Consider the following 19324-nt stretch of genomic DNA (forward strand, 5'->3'; position numbering starts at 1 on the left):
GCTGGTCGATTCCGTCAGGGAATCGGTTGGCCCTGCGGTTTTTTTGTTCAAGAAATCGCCGGCCACGCCGTTACAATCAAAGTATCAACTAAAGTATGAGTTATTAGCTTAAGCCAATTCATTAATCTCCCTAATGGCCTTCAGGCGAAGAATGATTGAACGAAAAACAATAATTTCGAGGTTTGTATGGCATTACTCGAACGGACAACAGTTCTCTGGGGGGTGGCAGTCGCGGTCGTCGGTGCGGTTACCGGGGTATTGGTGGCACCAGTGTTAGGTCTTGAACCCGCGTCCGTGTTTATTGGACTGATTGGCGGTCTTGCGCTTGCCGGTGGTTACTTCATCTTACGGGTTCTCGAACCCATTGAACGGGGCATCAAGGGCCTGAACGACGGCTCCTTGCCTGATGATCATCCGCTTCGAACCCAGTGTGACGGTCTGCTTGCTGATGCCAAGGCGGGGCGTGCCCTGGTTGAGACGCTGGCTGGCAGTGCTGACCAGAATGCCATTTCTGCGGCCCAGGTCTCTTTCGCCGCTGACCAGTTGAAACTGCGTCTTGACCGACAGGTGCAAGAGACCGCCCAGATGGCCGACTACGCTGGCCAGATCACGGAAACTGTCCGTGAATCCTCCGCCCAGGCCACTGAGGCCGCTACCATGGCGCACCAGGCGAGTGTGACCAGTGCAGAAGGGCGGCAGGCTCTGGTCGATGCCATCGACAGCGTGCGGCTGGTTCATCAGCAATCGGCAGAGAACCTCACGCTCATCCAGGAACTGAATGAGAAATCCAACAAGATCCAGGGTGTCACCACCACCATTCAGGGCATCGCCGAGCAGACCAACCTGTTGGCTCTCAACGCCGCCATCGAAGCCGCTCGCGCTGGTGAGCAGGGCCGGGGATTTGCGGTAGTCGCGGATGAAGTTCGGCAACTGGCGGGTAGAACGGCCCAGGCCACCAGTGAAGTCGCCGAAACCCTGCAGGAAATTCGATCAGGCACCAACCTGGTTGTCACCCGGATTGAGGATCTTGCCCGTAGCGTCGAGGAAGGGCTGACGTCCGTGGAGAGTGTTGGCGAGCGTCTGGACCAGATTCGTGACCAATCAGACCGGGTGCAGCAGCAGGTGGCCCGGATTGCTGAAATCGACCAGAAAAATGAGCAGAGTCTGGAGCAGATGTTTGCCGGCATTGAAACGGTCCGGGATCAGATTGAAGAGAGTGACTCCAGCGTTGCGTCACTTGCGGAACAGGCCGCAACCCTGATGGAACTGGCGGAGAAAGCCAACGCCGCCTTTGCCCTGAACAGTGATGCCAGTTACCACCGGTTTTTTTACGACCAGGCCAAGACCGGCGCCGCGAAGATCAGCCGGTTGTTTGAACAGGCGATCCGTGACGGCAAGCTGTCGGAACAGGCGTTGTTTGATAGGAAGCGGGAATTGATTCGCAATACCCACCCGCCCAAGTACGCGAGCAGTTTTGACCGATTTACCGACCAGTACCTGCCTGCCGTTCAGGAAGCCGTCAAGAACGCCCACGAGTCCCTGGTCTTTGCCATCTCTGCGGCACCGGACGGCTACGTACCTACCCATAACCGCGACTTCGCCCATGCCCCGACCGGCGATCCCAAGGTGGACCTGGTCAAGAGCCGGAGCAAACGGCTGTTCAATGACCGGACCGGTATCCGTTGTGGTAGTCACACCCAGGATATGTTGTTGCAGACCTATCGTCGGGACACCGGGGAAATCATGCATGACCTCTCCGTGCCCATCTATGTAAAGGGTAAGCACTGGGGCGGCTTTCGCCTGGGATACCGTCCGGACAACCACTGATCCTTCAGGAAGTTTCGGTGTCTGCGGGCTGTGGTAGACTCCAGAAAGAAACCCCGAAGGAGAGTACGTTTTGGCAGAACAGGAACATATCCCCGCTGATCCCGACCCGATCGCACGTCGTTCAGACCCGGCGCGCAATCTGGCGGTTGTGGTCTATATCCTTCAGGCCCTGTCATTCTTTGTTGGCGGCATCACCGGTCTGGTGGGCGTGATCATCAATTACGTCAAGATGGATGACGTCCGCAATACCTGGATCGAGCGCCATTTCCAGTGGCAGATTCGCACCTTCTGGATCGGTCTGCTGTGGACAGTTATCGGTATCGTGACAGCGCCGCTGATCATTGGCTGGTTCATCCTGCTCGGGATCTCTATCTGGATCATTTACCGGATTGTCAAAGGCGCACTCGCGCTGAACGAGGGAAAACCCGTCTGATGTTCCAGACGACCGGGCGGTTCGACACCGTGGAAGTGGAGTTTGCACCGTCCCTGCTGTCTTTGCTGATATCCGAGCCGGGTCTTCAGGCCCGACTGAACACCGAATCACAAAGCCGTATTCACGGCCCTTTCTTTATTTTTCCTGTATCAGAGGGTGCTCACATAACTGAGAGCGGCCAGACTGAGCAGGAAAAAGCACAGGGCGAAGGTCACCCTGGCTCGGCGGTGGGGTGGGAACAGACTTTCACGGTAGCTCATGTTCAGACTCCGGTGGCCAATCATGGAGTTGCTACTGCCAGCGAGTGCCAGAAGATCCTGGCCTCGACGCACAGCCCGCAGTTGGTCTTGGAACACTGATCTGCATCGTGTAGGTGCACGGCCTTCAAAGCGCCGGGCGTTCGTTTGTTCAGGCCTTTGTAGGCTTTGATGTGGCAACTAAGAGCGTCGGAAGCCTCTTTTGACGTCGCGAAAGGACCCAGATCCGCCTGTTCGCGGGTCAGGGCATACCAGCCATACAAGGTGTGCATGAGCCGGTTCTGATGTGTGCTGGGTATTGCGGTGTCTGTTCTCATGTCTCTGCCTCTGTTTACAACGACTACGCAGTAGAACGACACTTCCTTGTTGTTATCTTCCCGCTGGTCTGGTCCGTGATTGTGGATACCGCTCACCACGGACAATGCCCCAAAATGGTTCCTCGGGCATTGCTTTTTGTGACGCAGCTCTCAGACGGACGGGTCAATCTGACGTCACTTCCCGGAGCCTAAGGGCACTTAACAAGCCCGCGAACCCCATCAAACCCAGAACAAGAATCACGGCCACCTCCGACACTGTGGACACCAGTGCAGTGAGGCCACCGGTTATCAGCAGTAGAAAACCGATCACCGTATTACTAACTGCAGTGTAGTCGGTTCTTTTGTTGCCGCCAGCCATATCGACCAGGTAGGTTTTCCGCCCCAGACGGACGCCAGCGTGGGCGATGCTCAGGATAAAGAAAGCGGCCGGATAAAACCAAACACTGCCCATATCCGTGCCCACGAACAGGGCGGTAATGCCAACGGCGAGGCATACGCCGCTGGCCATGGCGGCTCCTCGGATCATCACCTGGCGACTGGATTTGTCGGCCATCCAGCCCCAGAAACTGGCGCTGACGGAACTTGCCAGACTGCTGGCAAGCAGGAAAATGCCCAGCATCCACCCGGCGTCTGCCTCTTTCTGGGCCAGAACCACAAAGTACGGGGACGCAAGGGCAGAGCACAGCAGCAAGGCTCGGGTAATCACGAAGTGGCGAAACGGGGCATCGTCCTGCATAAGCGAGAGGCTTTTCAGGGCGTCGGAGAGGGCGTTGCCGCCACCACCGGTTTCTCCCGCATATTCCTGGACGCCAGCGAACAGGAACCCCGCAATGATCCAGAAACCGGCGGCAAGCAGCAGCAGGGCGGTGTAAAAGGCGATGCTGGGGTCGCCACGATCCCAGAACAGCAACACTGTCATGAGTACCGTTGCCGTTCCACCCAGGGTGGTGGCAAGTCCGGACAATCGGCCCCGGCGGGTCTTGGGAATGCATTTTCCCTGAACGTCCTTCATCGCCACGGAGCAGAAGCCTCTGGCGAGCGAGAACGCGATCAGTGCCGCGATTATGCCACCGCCCGCGGCATAGCCCTCCAGAAACCAGACACTGGCGGCCATGGCAATGACACTGACGGCCTGACCGAAGCTACCGAGGGTCCAGAACCACTTACGTACCGCTTTTCGCCGGACCCAGGCGCCAATCACCATCTGTGGTACCAGGGAGCCTGCTTCGCGAATGGGGACCAGCCAGGCCACGAGAGCTGGAGCGCCAACAGTGCTCATTAGCCACGCCAGTACAGTTTTCGGGCTGATCAGCAGGTCTCCGAGTTTGGTCAGAACGTTGCTGGCCAGAATCAGGAAGAAATTGCGCGGGACTTCACGGCAGGCTTCCTCGGGTATGTCCTTGCAGACGCGAGCATCTTCCTCGTTGGCAATGAGGCTGTAGAGCTGATCGATGTGATCTCTGTTCTGCATGGGCAAACCGGCGTCCTCGGAGCGAGTGTATGGCAAGGATACCAGCTAACCACGATATCCCTGAACCCGGGATCTACGCAGGGGGCAACCGGTCAGACCAGCCAATCACGGAACACTGCAGCAACCGCCGGAGGCGCCGCTTGCTTGCCTGATGATTTTCCTTGATGCCTAATGGGCCTCCGTACTTAGGGAGCCGATCCATGCTGAGTTATCTCCACGCCTTCCATGCCGGAAACTTCGCCGATGTTCAGAAACACGCAGCCCTGACGCTGGCCATTGCAATGATGCAGGCCAAGCCGTCGGGTATTGCCTTTTTGGATACCCACGCCGGCAGCGCGATTTACGATCTCGAGAGTGAGCGGGCCCGGAAGACGGCTGAGGCCGATCACGGCGTCCAGAGAGTCTGGACTGCCCGGGCCCGACTGCAATCGCCGGACTGGCAAACGGTGCTGGATACGTTGTCAGCGAACAACCCGGGGACCGGCCGGCTGAAACATTATCCCGGTTCGCCGGCGTGGTTTCGCCGCTTTCTCCGCCCCGGAGACTCGCTGGCGGCCTTTGAGCTTCACCCCACCGAAGGCAATCACCTGGAAGACTGGGCATCGGAGCAGGGGGTCAGGGTGGTCCGTTCGGATGGTCTTACCGGTTTGCTGAAGCAGCTTCCGCCCCAGCAGCCGCGATTGCTTGTGCTGATTGATCCTTCCTATGAAATCAAGTCCGATTACGCCAATGTGGCGGCAACATTGGCAAAGGCATGGCAGAAGTGCCGGCATGGCGTCTTTCTTATCTGGTATCCGATTCTCACCAGTGGACTCCAGCAGGGCTTGATAGACGCGGTCCGGCAGAGTGGGATTCGAAAGGTCCTGCGTAGCGAAGTGCGCCTTGAGCACCCGCCGGAACGGGGCATGACCGGTTCGGGCATGCTGGTCGTGAACCCACCCTGGGGATTCGATGACCGCCTGGCAAGTATGATGGGGGAGGTCGAGGGAGCCGACCTGCTGGACATCAGACACCAGTTGGATTGGCTGGTGCCTGAGTAGAGCGAAGTATCAACCCGTTGTGGTAGTTATCGCAAACGAACCCTGATGCAGGTGTCCTGGCTGATGAAGGCGTTGGCTTTGTCTCAGCCCCCGTTCTCGGTCGGTGATGTCTGCGCTCGGCTCTCAAGCGTTTCAACCAGCTGGCGAATCCGCTTGAGAATTTCACTCCCGCGTTCGCCGGTTGCGTCCATGTAGTCCTGATGCACCGGCTTGCTGGCTTCTGCAAACGCCGCGCGTTCGGACTCGGTGAGCCGAACCACCTTGATATCGCCGGCTTCGAGCATGCTCTCCAGACGGGTCTGATTAAGTTCTTCCTGGGTTTTCCAGGACACCTCGGCGACTTCGGCCAGAGCGCTATCGAGCCACTGCTGCTGCTTGGCAGGTAACGCCTTGTACCAGTCTCCGTTGGTGACCAAGGAGGAAATGAACTGGGCAGGGCGGGCATCCGTCAGGGTGCTCTGTACTTCGTAGAAGTTCATCTCCTCGATCGCAAAAATCGGGTTGGTCTGGGCGTCAATCTGGCGCAGTTGCAGGTCGCTGTATACCTGGGAATAAGGCGTCTGGCTCGGCTTGGCGCCATAGGCACGGTAAGTTGCTGCCGCCATGTCCGAGGTCATGGTCCGGATTCGCAGGCCCTCGAAATCCGCCGGCGTACGTAGAGGCTTGTTGGCGGTCCACGCCATCCACCCTTCCGGTACAAAAGCCAGCAGTTTCAGGTTCCGACTGGCGTAGGGCGTTTCGAACATCGCCATGAGTTCAGGGCTGGCCAGGAGCTGGCGGTTCACTTCCCCGTCATCGGACAACAGATAGTGCAGGGTGAATACACCCACCTCGGGAATCTGGTCGGCCAAGTGCCCCGGGGAGGCAAAAGCGAGATTCACCGAACCATTTTTGGCGAGTTCTGTCAGCTGAGCCGAGGTCCCCAGAGAACCATACGGAAAGATATCCAGCAGGATTTTGCCGTCAGACAGTTCCTCAATACTCTCCTTTAGCGCTTCCGCATAGGCGTGTTGTACACTGCCCTCGATTTCTTCCAGGGCAAAGCGCCAGGTGACGGGGTATTCCGGTGGTTCGGCTTCCGGCGATACGCTGCCTGCCGACGTGGGTTCACTTTCGGAACAGCCGGCCATGAGTGCGAACAGGATTGCCAGAAAGGAAAACCTGAGGCTGGTGGTGCGCATTTCCCGTTCTCCAGAGCCGGGGTGAATGGTGAATTGCCGCTAAGTTAACACATTTGGGCAGGCGGGTTCCTGCTCTCAATCGTCGGAGGGAGTATGAAAAACCAGAAGCAGGCGATGCTGTTCGGCCTCGCGACGGTCCTGCTTTGGTCTACGGTTGCCACGGCGTTCAAACTGGCGTTGCGGGAGTTGTCGCCGGTCGAGATGCTCTTGATTGCGTGTATTTCCTCGGTGTTGGTGATTGGCGGTGTGCTGGTGGTCCAGGGCCGCTGGCATCAGGTGTTTGAGCTTAACCGTCGACAATACCTGCAATCGTTCGGCATGGGGCTGATTAACCCCTGCCTGTATTACTTCGTTCTGTTCGGTGCCTTCGACCGATTGCCGGCGCAAGAGGCGCAGCCGCTCAATTATACCTGGGCCCTGGTGCTGGCCTACCTGTCAGTGCCCTTCCTTGGGCAACGATTACGGAGGCTGGATATCCTGGCCGGTCTCGTGTGTTACGGCGGTGTTGTGGTCATTGCCACCCGGGGCGCAGTGACCTCGCTGAGCTTCTCCGACCCGCTGGGCGTGGCCCTCGCCATTGGCAGTACCCTGATCTGGGCGTCCTACTGGATCCTGGCTACCCGCGACACCCGGGATCCGGTGGTTGGCCTGTTCCTGAATTTCCTGTTTGGACTGCCCGTCATCGCCCTGATCTGTGGGGTGACGGAAGGCTTTGCCGTACCATCCGCCGGCTCTCTGGCCGCAGCGGTCTACGTGGGTGCGTTTGAGATGGGCGTGGCGTTTGTGCTTTGGTCCTACGCTATGAAGAAGGCAGAGAACACCTCGAAGATCAGCAATCTGATTTTCATCTCGCCGTTCCTTTCCCTGGTGTTTATTTACTTTATTCTCGGAGAGCAGATCCTGCCTTCCACCTACGTCGGGCTGGTGTTGATTGTCGCCGGGCTCTGGTTGCAGCAGAAAAAAGTGCGAAATCGTGAGCAGGCGCTGGCCCATGGCTCCTGAATGGTTTGTTTATATGGTCAGGACCGCGAAAGGTTCGCTGTATACCGGCATCTCCACCGACGTACACCGACGATTTGCCGAACATCAGGCGGGTGCGCCCAGGGGCGCAAGGAGCCTGAGGGGCAAGGGGCCGCTGGAGCTGGTGTTTCATTCGCCAGCGGGGGACCGAAGCCGGGCGTCGCGCCTTGAATGGCACATCAAGCGGTGGCCGCGCGCGCAAAAAGAGGCGTTGGCACGTGGTGAACTCAGGCTGCCAGATGACGTTTGATGTGGGCGCCTGCGTCCTCAAGCGCCTCGGTGGCCCGGTCCAATTGCCCGCTGTGAACCTGGAACACGTGCCAGAGACTGTTGAAGACTTCGAGTGTGGTCGGGACGTTGTCCCTCTGTGCGACAGCGGCAAGTCGCTGGGCATCGTTGAGCAGGATTTCTTCACTGCCGACCTGGATCAGCAGTGGTGGCAGGTCGGTCAGATCACCGAACACCGGCGAAATAAGCGGGTTGGTGAGCGTTTCGCCGGCGCTGTAGGATTGCGCGGATTTCTCGGTCCAACGGGCCTGAAGCACCGGCTCGCATTCCGGTGAATAGAGTTGTTGCTGGCTGAGGTCTACCCAGGGCGAGAAAACCGTGAGCGACGACGGCAGGGGCAAATGCCGGTCGCGGAGCCGCATGGCCAGTGCAACGCTCAGGCCGCCTCCTGCTGAATCTCCAGCCACGGCAATCTGTTCCGGCTTGTAGCCCTGTTCGAGCAGCGTCGTGTAGACTGCTTCAGCGTCATCAAGCGCTGCGGGGAAAGGATGTTCCGGCGCCAGCCGATAATCTGGGGTGATGATCTGGCAACCCGTGGATTTTGCGAGGTGCCCGGTAAGCCCGCGGTGGGTACTGGAAGAACCAATAATGTAGCCGCCGCCATGCAGGTACAGCACCACGCCGCGGGTGTTCGGGCCGAAGCTGCTGCGGGTGACCGGGATGCCGGCGATGGCGTCCTGTTCGAAGCGGCAGCCGCGTGGAGGTTTGGACGTGCGATAAGCCTGCCGAACCAGGGAACGCTGGAGCCTGACCGGGACTGCAGGATGAAGCATGGGACGAACCAGGTGCTTCATGGTTTGGCGAAGACCGGCCTCGAGAAGGTGTTGAAGCATCTGTGTTCTACCCCCGCTATGCGTTAGGATTGCAGATCAAATAGCTTATTAATCAATCATGACAGGCGTTTAACTCTACGTGTACTGGAAAACAGATACCATAGAAATTCCGGATTGGGACAGGCATTCACTGTTGGATCGACTGGAAGCGTTCGATCCCGCCGCGCCAAGAGAGCTCCGCGATGAAATGGTAGCCTATTGCCGTTTTTATGGTCTGGACCTGTGGGTGGAGCACCCGGAAGTGAGCTACCACCAGGGGTATGTGGAGGCGAGTCGCCATCAGGTCATGGTTCATTACTACCGGTTACCCGAGTCATCCAGCCAGCGGGGAACGGTTTTCATCCTGCATGGCTATTTTGACCATGTCGGGTTGTATAGCCAACTCATTGACCGGTGCCTCGGGGCGGGGTTTGATGTCCTGGCCTACGATCAGCCGGGCCATGGTTTGTCCAGTGGTACGCCCGCGGCCATCGGCAGTTTCATCGAGTACCAGGGGGTGCTGTCGGATGTTATGGCCCGCGTCAGGGGCAAGGTTCGGGGTCCCTGGTTCGCGGTTGGTCAAAGCACCGGTGGGGCGATCCTGATCGATTACCTGTTGTCTAACCACCACTCCCAGGAGACGTCGGCGTTCCGCCGGGTGGTTTTGCTGGCGCCCCTGATACGCCCGGTGGGCTGGCTCGGCGCAAAGGTGCTGCACAGCATGGTCAAGCCCTTTATCACCCGTTGGCGCAGGGTTTTTTCGGCGAACAGCGGCGATTCCCGTTTCCTGCGGTTTCTGCGAGAGCATGATCCGTTGCAGGCACGGGCCGTACACGTGGACTGGGTCAGCGCATTGCGCAGTTGGGTGCCCCACATCGAATCGGCGCGCCCGGTGGACTTTCCGGTCACAGTGGTTCAGGGCGAAAAGGACCTGACTGTGGACTGGGAGCACAATCTGAGAATTCTTCGTAACAAATTTTCCTCAGTTGAGGAACTGAGAATCCCTGACGGTCGTCATCATTTAGTGAACGAAGCTCAGGATTTGCAGGCGACGGTATTCAATACCATCATTGACACGTTTTCGAACGAAGCGGTGCAAACTGTTGGGAACGGCCCAGCGGGCCGTGAATAAATAAACACAGGAGAATGCTGTGAAAAAGACGATTCTTGCTTTCGCGGTTGCGACCGTAGGTCTTGGCGGTTGTATGACCTATGATCCGTACACCGGTGAAGAAAAAACCTCCAGCGCTACCAAGGGCAGTATCATTGGCGCGCTGGGTGGTGCGGCTATTGGTGCAGCAACTTCGAGTAAAAGTGACCGGGGCAAGGGTGCCCTCATTGGTGCAGCCGGTGGTGCCGCAATTGGCGGTGGTATCGGTTACTACATGGACAAGCAGGAAGCGGAACTGCGCCGCAAGCTGGAAGGTTCCGGCGTGCGTGTGGTTCGAAATGGCGATGAGATCGAGCTGATCATGCCTGGCAACATCACCTTTGACCTGAACCAGTCGTCCATCAAGCCTTCTTTCACTGACACCCTGGATTCGGTGTCTCTGGTTCTGAAGGAATTCGACAAGACCATCATCCAGATCGAAGGTCACACAGACAGCTCAGGCTCCCAGAGCTACAACCAGTTGCTGAGTGAGCGTCGTGCCAGTTCGGTTCGGGATTTCCTGCTGAATCGCGGCATTGAGCCCAAGCGCACCCGGGCCGTTGGCTACGGTGAACGTTACCCGATCGCATCCAACGACAACGCCGCTGGGCGCGAGCAGAACCGTCGTGTGGAGCTGACCCTGGTTCCGATGCAGTAAGAAAGCCAAGCCAGATATATCAAAGCGCGGCAACCCTGGTTGCCGCGCTTTTTTTGTTTTCTGCGGGTGTCCGGTTTACCGGGTGGCCTGTGCTCAGTTGGTGTTGCTGGGCAACCATTCGTCGATACGCCGCTTCAGGTTGTCCAATTGATCTTCCCCCGAATCCCTGAGCTCGCCAAGTCTTGCCCGGGCGGTTTCAATCTGGTCCTCAAGGGATTGGATCTTCTCTGAAAATTCCCTCTGGATCTCGGCTTCTGCCTTGTCATCTTCGGCCTTCGCCATCTTGGCCTCGGCTTCTGCCCTTACCTGGTCGATCTGCTTGCTCCACCGTTCGGTCTGGGTTTGCAGTTTGGTCAAAAGGGATTCTCTAACGGACATGGATGCGCTCCTGTCTTGAGATGAATGGACTGGTTATATCCAGTTCCTACTCTTAAACATGGCCGGTATCCCTTCTTTCTCAAGGCCAGATCATGAGATTCTTATTAAATCCCGGAAATAAAAAGGCCTTTGGCCTCTTCTGCTTGGACTTGATCAGGTTTGGCCGTGAATGTTTACCGTCAAAAAAAAGCCCGGGTCTATGCCCGGGCTTCGATGGTACTGGCGAATCTGGAACGACAGGCTCAGAACAGGACGCGGCAGCGGATTGTGCCCTTAACGTGGAGCAGCTTTTCCAGCGCCAGTTCACCGTATTCCTTGTCAACGTCAACCACCACGTAACCAATGTCTTCCTTGGTTTGCAGGTACTGGCCGCAGACGTTGATCTCGTTCTCGGAGAAAACCTGGTTGATCTCGGACATGACGCCCGGCACGTTCTCGTGAATGTGCAGCAGACGGTGCTGGTTCGGATGAGACGGCAACGCCACTTCCGGGAAATTGACCGAGGACACGGAGGTGCCGTTGTCGCTGTACATGGCCAGCTTCTCGGCCACTTCGCGGCCGATGTTTTCCTGGGCTTCGATGGTGGATCCACCCACGTGCGGGGTCAGGATCACGTTGTCGAATTCGCGCAGCGGCGAGACAAATTCTTCGGTGTTCGACTTGGGCTCAACCGGGAATACGTCGATGGCTCCGCCCAGAAGCTTGCCGCTTCGCAGCGCGTCAGCCAGCGCGTCGATGTCCACCACGGTACCGCGAGAGGCGTTCATCAGGATGGATCCCGGCTTCATCTGTGCGAACTGTTCCGCCTTGAACATATACTTGGTAGACGGCGTTTCCGGCACATGCAGGCTCACCACGTCAGCTATGTTGAGCAGTTCCTGCAGGGTGCCCACCTGGGTGGCGTTGCCGATCGACAGCTTGGAAACCACGTCGTAGAAGTAGACGTCCATGCCCAGGCCTTCCGCGAGGACGCTGAACTGGGTTCCGATGTTGCCGTAGCCGATGATGCCCAGTTTCTTGCCACGAATCTCGTAGCTGTCCTTGGCGGACTTCAGCCACTCGCCGCGATGGGCCTTGGCATTTTTCTCCGGCACGCCGCGCAGCAGCAGGATGGCCTGTGCCAGCACCAGTTCGGCCACGCTTCGGGTGTTGGAGAAAGGCGCGTTGAACACGGCAATACCCCGACGGGTCGCCGCCTGCAGGTCGACCTGGTTGGTGCCGATGCAGAAACATCCCACAGCCACCAGCTTGTTGGCGGCCTCAAATACTTTCTCGGTCAGCTGGGTGCGCGAGCGAATACCGACGAAGTGCGCATCGGCAATCTTCTCAATCAGGTCTTCCTCGGCCAGCGAGTGAGTCAGATACTCGATGTTGGTGTAGCCTGCAGCGTTCAGGGTATCAATGGCAGATTGATGCACGCCTTCCAGCAGCAGGATCCGGATTTTGCTCTTTTCGAGAGACGTATTTGACATGGGCTTGCTTCCGAACCTTTCGTCACGTGAAATGACCCGTGGCCAGTGATCGTCAGGGCTGGCTCACAGAACAGGGGCGGTATGATACCATAAACGCAGAATTTCACAGCGCGCCGGTTTGCCTGAATCAACTGTCTTGAAAGCCGCCGGTTTTCGGGCCTCCGGACCAACCTTTTACGAGACTTACGCATTCATGAATTCCGAACAGATCATTGCTTCCCTGAACGACCTGGTTGCCTCCGGTGACAACCCCGGAAAGGTGCTGACGGACCCCGCTGATCTTGAGAACTATGGCAAGGACTGGACCAGGATCTATCCACCCAAGCCGCTGGCGATTGTTCTGCCCAAGACCACGGAGCAGGTTCAGGCCCTGGTGCAGTTCGCCAACCAGAACCAGGTGGCACTGGTGCCTTCGGGCGGTCGTACCGGCCTGAGTGCCGGCGCGGTTGCGGCCAACGGTGAGGTGGTGGTCGCGTTCGATAACATGAATCAGATCCTCGACTTCAATGCCAGCGATCGAACCGTTCGTTGTCAGGCCGGTGTGGTCACGGAGCAGCTCCAGAATTTTGCCGAGGAGAACGGCCTCTATTACCCGGTCGATTTTGCGTCAGCGGGGTCAAGCCAATTGGGTGGAAATCTGTCCACCAATGCCGGTGGTATCAAGGTGATTCGCTACGGCATGAGCCGTGACTGGGTGGCAGGTCTGAAGGTGGTCACCGGAAAGGGTGATGTTCTCGATCTCAACAAGGATCTGGCCAAGAACAATACCGGCTACGATCTGCGTCATCTGTTCATCGGTGCGGAAGGAACCCTGGGCTTTATCACCGAGGCCACCATGAAGCTCTCCCGCAAACCCGACAACCTCACGGTGCTGGTGCTGGGATTGAACGACCTGACCAACACCATGGATGTGCTCCAGACATTCCAGAAGCAGATAGACCTGACCGCCTACGAGTTCTTCTCGCACCAGGCCATGGGGCATGTCCTGGCTCACGGTCAGGTCCAGGCACCGTTCGAGTCCGAGGCGCCGTACTATGCGCTTCTGGAGTTTGAAGCGGTTTCCGATCAGGTCATGGACGATGCCATGTCCCTGTTCGAGCAATGCGTGGAGAATGGCTGGGTGCTCGACGGCGTCATCAGCCAGAGTGAAACCCAGGCCCAGAACCTTTGGCAGTTGCGGGAACGGATTTCGGAGTCCATTGCACCCCGCACGCCCTACAAGAACGATATCTCCGTGGTGGTTTCCAAGGTGCCCGGATTCCTCGAGGAAATCGACGCGGTGGTGACCGAACACTACCCGGATTTCGAGATCATCTGGTTCGGCCATATTGGCGATGGCAACCTGCACCTGAATATTCTCAAACCTGAAGACATGGCCAAGGAAGACTTCTTCGAGAAGTGTCAGCAGGTCAACAAGTGGGTATTCGAGATTGTTGAGCGCTACCAGGGCAGTGTTTCGGCCGAGCACGGCGTAGGCATGACCAAGAAGCCTTATCTGCAATACACGCGCAGCGAGTCGGAAATCGCCTACCTGAAAGGCATCAAGCAGGTGTTTGACCCTGCGGGCATCATGAATCCGGGGAAAATTTTCGACTGATGCGGGACCATATTGTCGTACTCACCGGCGCTGGTATCAGCGCTGAAAGCGGACTCTCCACCTTCCGTGATAACGGCGGCCTGTGGGAGGAGCACAGTGTGTACGACGTGGCCACGCCCGAGGCGTTCGCCCGCAATCAGGAACTGGTGCTGCGGTTCTACAATGACCGGCGGCGCCAGCTGGAATCCGCGCAGCCCAATCAGGCCCACCGCCTGCTGGCGGAGCTGGAATCCCGGTACCGGGTGACAGTGGTCACCCAGAACGTCGATGACCTGCATGAGCGTGGCGGCTCCAGTCAGGTTATTCATCTCCACGGTGAACTCACCAAGGCCCGCAGTTCCTGGCATCCCGAACTGGTGTATGACATTGGCTATCGGGATATCCGGCCGGGAGAAACGTGCGAGCGGGGTGCCCAGCTGCGCCCGCACATTGTCTGGTTTGGCGAGGAGGTGCCGATGCTGGACACGGCCGCCGATGTGGTGCGTACCGCAGACCATCTGCTGATCGTCGGCACGTCGCTGCAGGTCTACCCGGCGGCCGGCCTGGTGTACGAAGTGGATCGGGACGTGCCCATTACGGTGGTGGATCCCGGCGCGCCCGCCTCGGTGTCCCGGGCCCGGTTCATTCGCAAGGGGGCCTGTGAAGGCGTTGCCGAGTGGGTCGCCGGTCTGCGCTGAACCGGAGACTTGGCCAGCCAGCGCTGTTGGCGGTCAGCCCGGGGTTGTTTCCAGGTATCTCTCCAGCTCCGAGCGAAACGCCGCCTGCACCCCCAGACGCTTCAGCATCCAGTAATGCCCGGCAATCATACGGTCGATGAAGATGCTCTCCACCGGCGGCTTGAAGTAATCCAGGTATTTAAAGACGGTACTGGTCTTGGCCGCTACGTGCTTGTGCAGGTCCGCTTCGGCGAAGTCGTAGGGTTCGTCCTGGTTGAAAGGGACAATCAAAATGTCGCGCCACATCGCGTAATAGGCTTCGTCCACGGCTGGCTGGCTTTCGACCCGGGCACCCAGATCGATCAGGTGGCGGTCCAGTGCCTGATAATCCTCCTCCAGTGCCGCAACCAGGGCCTTGCGATAAGACTCAACGATGCCCGGCTTCAATTTTTTCACGCAGCCAAAATCGTACATGATGATTGAGCCATCTGGCCGGTAGGCGAAATTACCGGCGTGCGGATCGCCGTGGATGCACTGAAAGCGGAACAGTTGGTCGGCCATGGTGGTGAAGATGCGCTGGCCGATGAGGTTGATGGTTTCCTGATCGTAGCGCTCCGGTGTGACCTCGCTGACATGGTCGCCCTCGACCAGTTCGAGGGTGAGTACCCGACGGGTCGAGTGGCTGTCGACCACCGACGGAATGATGACCCAGTTGTCGTTCTGGTGGAACTTTCGGAATAACCGGATGTTGTCGGCTTCGTTAACGTAGTCGAGTTCTTCCTTGAGCCGTTCCCGGATCTCGCCAAATAACTGATCCACTGCTTCCCTGGGCATTTTCAGCAGCCCGCCAAGCTTGAGGGTCATCCGTAGCTGCTTGAGATCCGAATCGCAGGATTCGTCTACACCCGGGTACTGGACCTTAACAATGACATCGGTGCCGTCGTGCAGGCGGGCCCGATGTACCTGACCGATTGAAGCGGCGGCGTAGGGTTTTTCCTGAAGGTATTCGAACAGTTCCGAGACGGGCTTACCCAGTTCCGATTCAATCTGCTCCACAATGACATCAAAGGGCATAGGCGGCGCTTCTTTCTGAAGCGTCTGCAGGGCGTCGGAGAATTCCTTGGGCAGGAAGTCCTGGGTCTGGGAGGCAATCTGCCCCACCTTCATGACGGCGCCTTTCAGCTCGCCCAGGGTATCTGCAATCTGCCCGGCCATGCGGGTATAGCTCTCGCTCTGGGCGCCTTCGTCGTTTTCACTGCGAAACATCCGGCGCGCGCGCTGGCCAGCATACTGGCCGGCCACGGATGCGGTCATGCCTGCGAGTTTCAGAAATCGTCCGCGTCGGGAGGTTACCGGTTTCTTTGCCATGCCAGATGTACGTCCTTCACCGGAGATAGGTTTGCTGACTGAACGTTAAACCACTTTGGTTTCCACGAACAGCACATCCTCCATTTCCAGTGACAGCGTCTGGCCATTCTGCAGGGGGCCAACACCCTTGGGCGTGCCGGTCAGCACGACGTCACCCGGCAGCAGCGAGAACAGGGTGCTGATGTGCGCAATCAGCGGGACCACCGGATTGAGCATCTCGCGGGTATCCCCGGTTTGCCGGCGCTCGCCGTCGATGTCCAGGGTGAAGTGGATGTTGTCCGTGCGAAGTTTTTCCTTGGCGACAAACGGTGACAGCGGGCAGGCGCCATCGAATGCCTTGGCACGTTCCCAGGGGTGCCCCTTTTCTTTCAGCGTGGTCTGAACATCCCGGAGGGTCAGATCCAGTGCCAAACCATAGCCGAGGATGGCGGTTTCCGCTTCACTCGCCGAGGCATTGGTCAGCGGGCGTCCGATCAGCACCGCCAGTTCCGTCTCGAAATGAACCGATCCGAGATTTTGGGGGAGGACCAAGGGGCGGGTGATGTGCACCGCCGCTGTCGAGGGTTTTATGAACAGCAGCGGTTCATCGGGCACCGGGTTGTCCAACTCCCGGGCGTGTTCTGCGTAATTGCGGCCGATGCAGACGATTTTGCCCAGCGGCAGGTGCACCGGAGTGCCATCCTTCCAGTGATGTTGGTAATCCTGCATAACCGCCTCCTGTCTGCCTGTTCAGTCGCCGTCAAACGAGCAGACAGTATAAACCTGAAGTCCTTCATCCTGCAGCTTACGGGAGCCGCCGAGATCTGGCAGGTCGATCATCGCTGCCACTTCCACGATTTCTGCACCAATGCGGCGGATCAGGCGGGTGGCGGCGAGCATGGTGCCACCAGTCGCGATCAGGTCATCCACCAGGACCACCTTGTCGCCGGGCTTGAAGGCGTCCTTGTGCAATTCCACGGATGCGGTGCCGTATTCGAGTTCATAATCCTCGACCAGCGTGTCGAACGGCAGTTTGCCCTTTTTACGGACCAGCACCAGGGATGCGTTCAGTTCGTAGGCGAGAGCCGAGCCAATGATGAACCCGCGTGCATCGACCGCTGCCACCGCATCGATTTCATGACCGTGGTAGCGATGGACAAAGGCGTCAATCAGCTTGCGAAACGCGGTCTTGTCCTGCAGGACCGTGGTGATGTCTCGGAAGGCCACCCCGGGTTTGGGCCAGTCAGGTACGGTGCGAATGGCTTTCTTGATGCTTTCGGAGAAATAATCCATGACGGGTCCGGTTTATTGCTCTGGAGGCGGCTCAGGCCGCGTCCAGGAAAATGAATTTCAGCACGAATACAACGGCGATGGTAACAACGCTGGCGTTCAGGTCAGACCAGCGACCGCTCAGGGCTTTCACGATAGCGTAGGTGATAAAGCCCAGGGCAATGCCGTTGGCGATGGAAAAGGTCAGCGGCATCATCAGCGCGGTAACCACCGCCGGCGCGGCGTCGGTAATGTCTTCCCAGTCGACCAGCTTAAGACCGCTGGTCATGAGCACGGCGACATACAGCAGGGCGGGTGCCGTAGCGTAGGCCGGGATGATGCTGGCGATGGGCGAGAGCAGCAGGCACGCCAGAAAGAGGGCGGCCACGACCACGGCTGTGAGACCAGTGCGGCCACCGGCCGAAATGCCGGCCGTGGATTCTATATAGCTGGTGGTTGTGGACGTTCCCAGGGCCGCCCCGGACATGGTGGCCACCGAATCGGACATCAGGGCCCGGCCCAGGCGAGGCAGTTTGCCTTCCTTGTCCAGCAGGCCGCCGCGATGGGCCGCGCCGATCAGGGTGCCGGAGGTGTCAAACAGGTCCACAAAGAGGAATGCGAACACAATACTGATCATGCCCACATTCAGCGCACCGGCAATGTCCAGCTGCATAAAGGTGGGGGCCAGGCTTGGCGGCGCGGACACAAAACCCTCGTATTCGACCATGCCCAGCATCATGGCAATGAGCGTAACGGCAATGATGCCGATCATTACCGCTCCGGTAATCCGCCGGAAGGACAGTGCACATATGAGCACGAACCCGCCAAAGAACAGCAGGCTTTCGGCTGTCTTGATCTCGCCCAGGCCAACGAGTGTGGCGGGGTGATCGACCACGATGCCGGCATTTTTAAGCGCGATCAGGGCCAGGAAAAAGCCAATGCCGGCAGAAATTCCAAAGCGGAGTGACATCGGAATACTGTTAATGATCCACTCGCGGACCTTGAGGATGCTGAGCAGGAAAAAGATCAGGCCCGAGAGGAACACCGCCCCGAGTGCGACCTGCCAGCTGTAGCCCATGCTGCCAACCACGGTGAAGGAGAAGAAGGCATTCAGTCCCATGCCGGGCGCGAGGGCAATGGGGTAGTTGGCCCAGAGGCCCATGATCAGGGTGCCGATGGTGGCCGCCAGGCAGGTGGCGACGAAGACGGCTCCGAAGTCCATGCCCGTGGAGGACAGGATGCTTGGGTTGACCACGATGATGTACGCCATGGTCAGGAAGGTGGTGATGCCCGCCACCAGTTCTTTACGAACGGTGGTGCCGTGGGCCTGGAGTTGGAACAGTCGTTCAAGCATGACGGAAGTCTGCCTCTCAGGATGCCGATAGTTGGGAGTTGGGAATCAGTTTCGAACGGAAAACGTGAATTGCGTGAAAAAACGGCAATCTTACCGGCTGACGGCCCTCAGGCCAAGGGATGATTGACAGTTCACTATTAATTAGGTGTCAAGCTATTGGTGGTTGGCGTCCCGCTGCAGGCGAATGTCGTAGCGTACCGCCAGGATGCGGACTATCGCGATAAACGCGACACCAATGGTAAGCGGCAGGGCCTCGTTCCCGAGCAACGACTGGCAGAAAAAGTAGAGCCAGCAGCCGGCAAACGAAACGGACGCGTAGACCTGGTCCTTTCGGAAAATCTGCGGGACCTCGTTGCACAGCGTGTCGCGCAGGGCGCCGCCGAATGTGCCTGTCATCACGCCCAGGAAGGAGGCGATCAGCCACGAGTGGCCCAGATCCAGTGCCAGTTGGGCGCCCAGAATGGAAAAAACACCAAGTCCCACGGCGTCCGGAATGACAATTTGTGATGTCCGGAGCCGGTCAGCGTGTTTCCAGTAACTGAAAAGAATTGCCATCACGAGGATCAGCACCGGTTGCTCCTGATGTTTGATCCAGTACACCGGGTGGTTGTCCAGAATGAGGTCCCGTAGCGTGCCGCCGCCCAGTGCGGTGATGAAGCCGATGGTAAACACACCCACAGGGTCCATGTTCTTGGCTCGCGCGACGATCATGCCCGAGATGGCGAACGCGATGATCCCGAGCATTTCGAGAAGGTAGACAATGTCGAACATGGCGGGGCCTGACGTGGTGAGAACGA

20 protein-coding genes are annotated in these 19324 nt (G+C 58.2%); 9 read left to right on the forward strand and 11 right to left on the reverse strand.

The genetic code is table 11. From position 1 onward, the window contains the following. The first annotated feature begins 186 nt into the window (after window positions 1–186). Both QQF73_RS05550 and QQF73_RS05555 read left to right on the forward strand, forming a co-directional pair. Window positions 187–1827 carry a methyl-accepting chemotaxis protein gene (locus QQF73_RS05550; RefSeq protein WP_219866453.1) on the forward strand — a complete coding sequence of 547 codons (1641 nt, stop codon included), beginning with the start codon at window positions 187–189 and terminating at the stop codon, window positions 1825–1827. A gap of 70 nt (window positions 1828–1897) precedes the next feature. Next, window positions 1898–2260, forward strand: a complete 363-nt coding sequence (locus QQF73_RS05555; RefSeq protein ID WP_219866452.1) for a DUF4870 family protein — start codon at window positions 1898–1900, stop codon at window positions 2258–2260. Between the two features lie 280 nt (window positions 2261–2540). On the opposite strand, the gene QQF73_RS05560 is transcribed toward QQF73_RS05555, so the two are convergent. Together QQF73_RS05560 and QQF73_RS05565 are read right to left on the reverse strand one after the other, a co-directional pair. Next, window positions 2541–2834 carry a DUF6316 family protein gene (locus QQF73_RS05560; RefSeq protein ID WP_219866451.1) on the reverse strand — a complete coding sequence of 98 codons (294 nt, stop codon included), beginning with the start codon at window positions 2832–2834 and terminating at the stop codon, window positions 2541–2543. Between the two features lie 163 nt (window positions 2835–2997). Beyond that, complete coding sequence (locus QQF73_RS05565) at window positions 2998–4305, reverse strand: MFS transporter (RefSeq protein WP_416383196.1); 1308 nt, start codon at window positions 4303–4305, stop codon at window positions 2998–3000. Window positions 4306–4505: 200 nt separating this feature from the next. On the opposite strand from QQF73_RS05565, the gene QQF73_RS05570 reads away from it, so the two are divergent. Next, on the forward strand, window positions 4506–5345 hold the full coding sequence (locus QQF73_RS05570) for a 23S rRNA (adenine(2030)-N(6))-methyltransferase RlmJ (protein WP_285367547.1): 840 nt from the start codon (window positions 4506–4508) through the stop codon (window positions 5343–5345). Between the two features lie 83 nt (window positions 5346–5428). Here QQF73_RS05570 and QQF73_RS05575 read toward each other — a convergent pair whose 3' ends face one another. After that, on the reverse strand, window positions 5429–6526 hold the full coding sequence (locus QQF73_RS05575; protein ID WP_219866448.1) for a TRAP transporter substrate-binding protein: 1098 nt from the start codon (window positions 6524–6526) through the stop codon (window positions 5429–5431). A gap of 93 nt (window positions 6527–6619) precedes the next feature. On the opposite strand from QQF73_RS05575, the gene QQF73_RS05580 reads away from it, so the two are divergent. Together QQF73_RS05580 and QQF73_RS05585 are read left to right on the forward strand one after the other, a co-directional pair. Continuing rightward, entirely contained in the window at window positions 6620–7528 is a 909-nt protein-coding gene (locus QQF73_RS05580) for a DMT family transporter (protein WP_219866447.1), read from the forward strand. Next, window positions 7518–7796, forward strand: coding sequence for a GIY-YIG nuclease family protein (locus QQF73_RS05585; protein ID WP_219866446.1), 279 nt, complete (start codon window positions 7518–7520; stop codon window positions 7794–7796). Before QQF73_RS05580 ends, QQF73_RS05585 begins: the two co-directional genes overlap by 11 nt. Here the strand turns inward: QQF73_RS05585 and QQF73_RS05590 are convergent. Continuing rightward, a complete protein-coding gene (locus tag QQF73_RS05590) occupies window positions 7774–8667 on the reverse strand; it encodes an alpha/beta hydrolase (RefSeq protein WP_285367548.1) in 894 nt (297 codons plus the stop codon). The genes QQF73_RS05585 and QQF73_RS05590 overlap by 23 nt on opposite strands. Before the next feature lie 79 nt (window positions 8668–8746). On the opposite strand from QQF73_RS05590, the gene QQF73_RS05595 reads away from it, so the two are divergent. Together QQF73_RS05595 and QQF73_RS05600 are read left to right on the forward strand one after the other, a co-directional pair. Next, entirely contained in the window at window positions 8747–9778 is a 1032-nt protein-coding gene (locus QQF73_RS05595; RefSeq protein WP_219866444.1) for an alpha/beta hydrolase, read from the forward strand. A gap of 19 nt (window positions 9779–9797) precedes the next feature. Beyond that, window positions 9798–10454 carry a YiaD family glycine zipper/OmpA-like lipoprotein gene (locus QQF73_RS05600; protein ID WP_218635100.1) on the forward strand — a complete coding sequence of 219 codons (657 nt, stop codon included), beginning with the start codon at window positions 9798–9800 and terminating at the stop codon, window positions 10452–10454. 93 nt (window positions 10455–10547) lie between these two features. Here QQF73_RS05600 and QQF73_RS05605 read toward each other — a convergent pair whose 3' ends face one another. Beyond that, a complete protein-coding gene (locus QQF73_RS05605) occupies window positions 10548–10832 on the reverse strand; it encodes a hypothetical protein (protein WP_219866443.1) in 285 nt (94 codons plus the stop codon). A gap of 242 nt (window positions 10833–11074) precedes the next feature. Next, window positions 11075–12304 carry a phosphoglycerate dehydrogenase gene (gene serA / locus QQF73_RS05610; protein ID WP_219866442.1) on the reverse strand — a complete coding sequence of 410 codons (1230 nt, stop codon included), beginning with the start codon at window positions 12302–12304 and terminating at the stop codon, window positions 11075–11077. Window positions 12305–12497: 193 nt separating this feature from the next. Here serA and QQF73_RS05615 point away from each other — a divergent pair, with 193 nt between their 5' ends. Continuing rightward, window positions 12498–13901, forward strand: coding sequence for an FAD-binding oxidoreductase (locus tag QQF73_RS05615; RefSeq protein WP_285367550.1), 1404 nt, complete (start codon window positions 12498–12500; stop codon window positions 13899–13901). Next, window positions 13901–14578: an SIR2 family NAD-dependent protein deacylase gene (locus tag QQF73_RS05620; protein WP_285367551.1), complete on the forward strand. Its 678-nt coding sequence runs from the start codon at window positions 13901–13903 to the stop codon at window positions 14576–14578. Before QQF73_RS05615 ends, QQF73_RS05620 begins: the two co-directional genes overlap by 1 nt. Window positions 14579–14611: 33 nt before the next feature. Here QQF73_RS05620 and QQF73_RS05625 read toward each other — a convergent pair whose 3' ends face one another. The 5 genes from QQF73_RS05625 to QQF73_RS05645 all read right to left on the reverse strand — a co-directional run bounded on the left by QQF73_RS05625 (window position 14612) and on the right by QQF73_RS05645 (window position 19298). After that, a complete protein-coding gene (locus QQF73_RS05625; RefSeq protein WP_219866439.1) occupies window positions 14612–15925 on the reverse strand; it encodes an ABC1 kinase family protein in 1314 nt (437 codons plus the stop codon). A 45-nt stretch (window positions 15926–15970) separates the two neighbouring features. Further along, entirely contained in the window at window positions 15971–16633 is a 663-nt protein-coding gene (locus tag QQF73_RS05630; RefSeq protein WP_219866438.1) for a fumarylacetoacetate hydrolase family protein, read from the reverse strand. Window positions 16634–16654: 21 nt separating this feature from the next. Beyond that, a complete protein-coding gene (locus tag QQF73_RS05635) occupies window positions 16655–17197 on the reverse strand; it encodes an adenine phosphoribosyltransferase (RefSeq protein WP_219866437.1) in 543 nt (180 codons plus the stop codon). A gap of 31 nt (window positions 17198–17228) precedes the next feature. Next, the gene (locus QQF73_RS05640) at window positions 17229–18527 is read right to left on the reverse strand and encodes an NCS2 family permease (protein WP_219866436.1); all 1299 of its coding nucleotides are present in this window, start codon (window positions 18525–18527) and stop codon (window positions 17229–17231) included. A gap of 153 nt (window positions 18528–18680) precedes the next feature. Next, window positions 18681–19298 (reverse strand): trimeric intracellular cation channel family protein, encoded by a 618-nt coding sequence (locus tag QQF73_RS05645; RefSeq protein WP_219866435.1) that lies wholly within the window; start codon window positions 19296–19298, stop codon window positions 18681–18683. Window positions 19299–19324: the final 26 nt, after the last annotated feature.

The sequence above is a fragment of the Marinobacter albus genome, assembly GCF_030238305.1.
In the GTDB taxonomy this organism is placed as follows: Bacteria; Pseudomonadota; Gammaproteobacteria; order Pseudomonadales; family Oleiphilaceae; genus Marinobacter; species Marinobacter albus.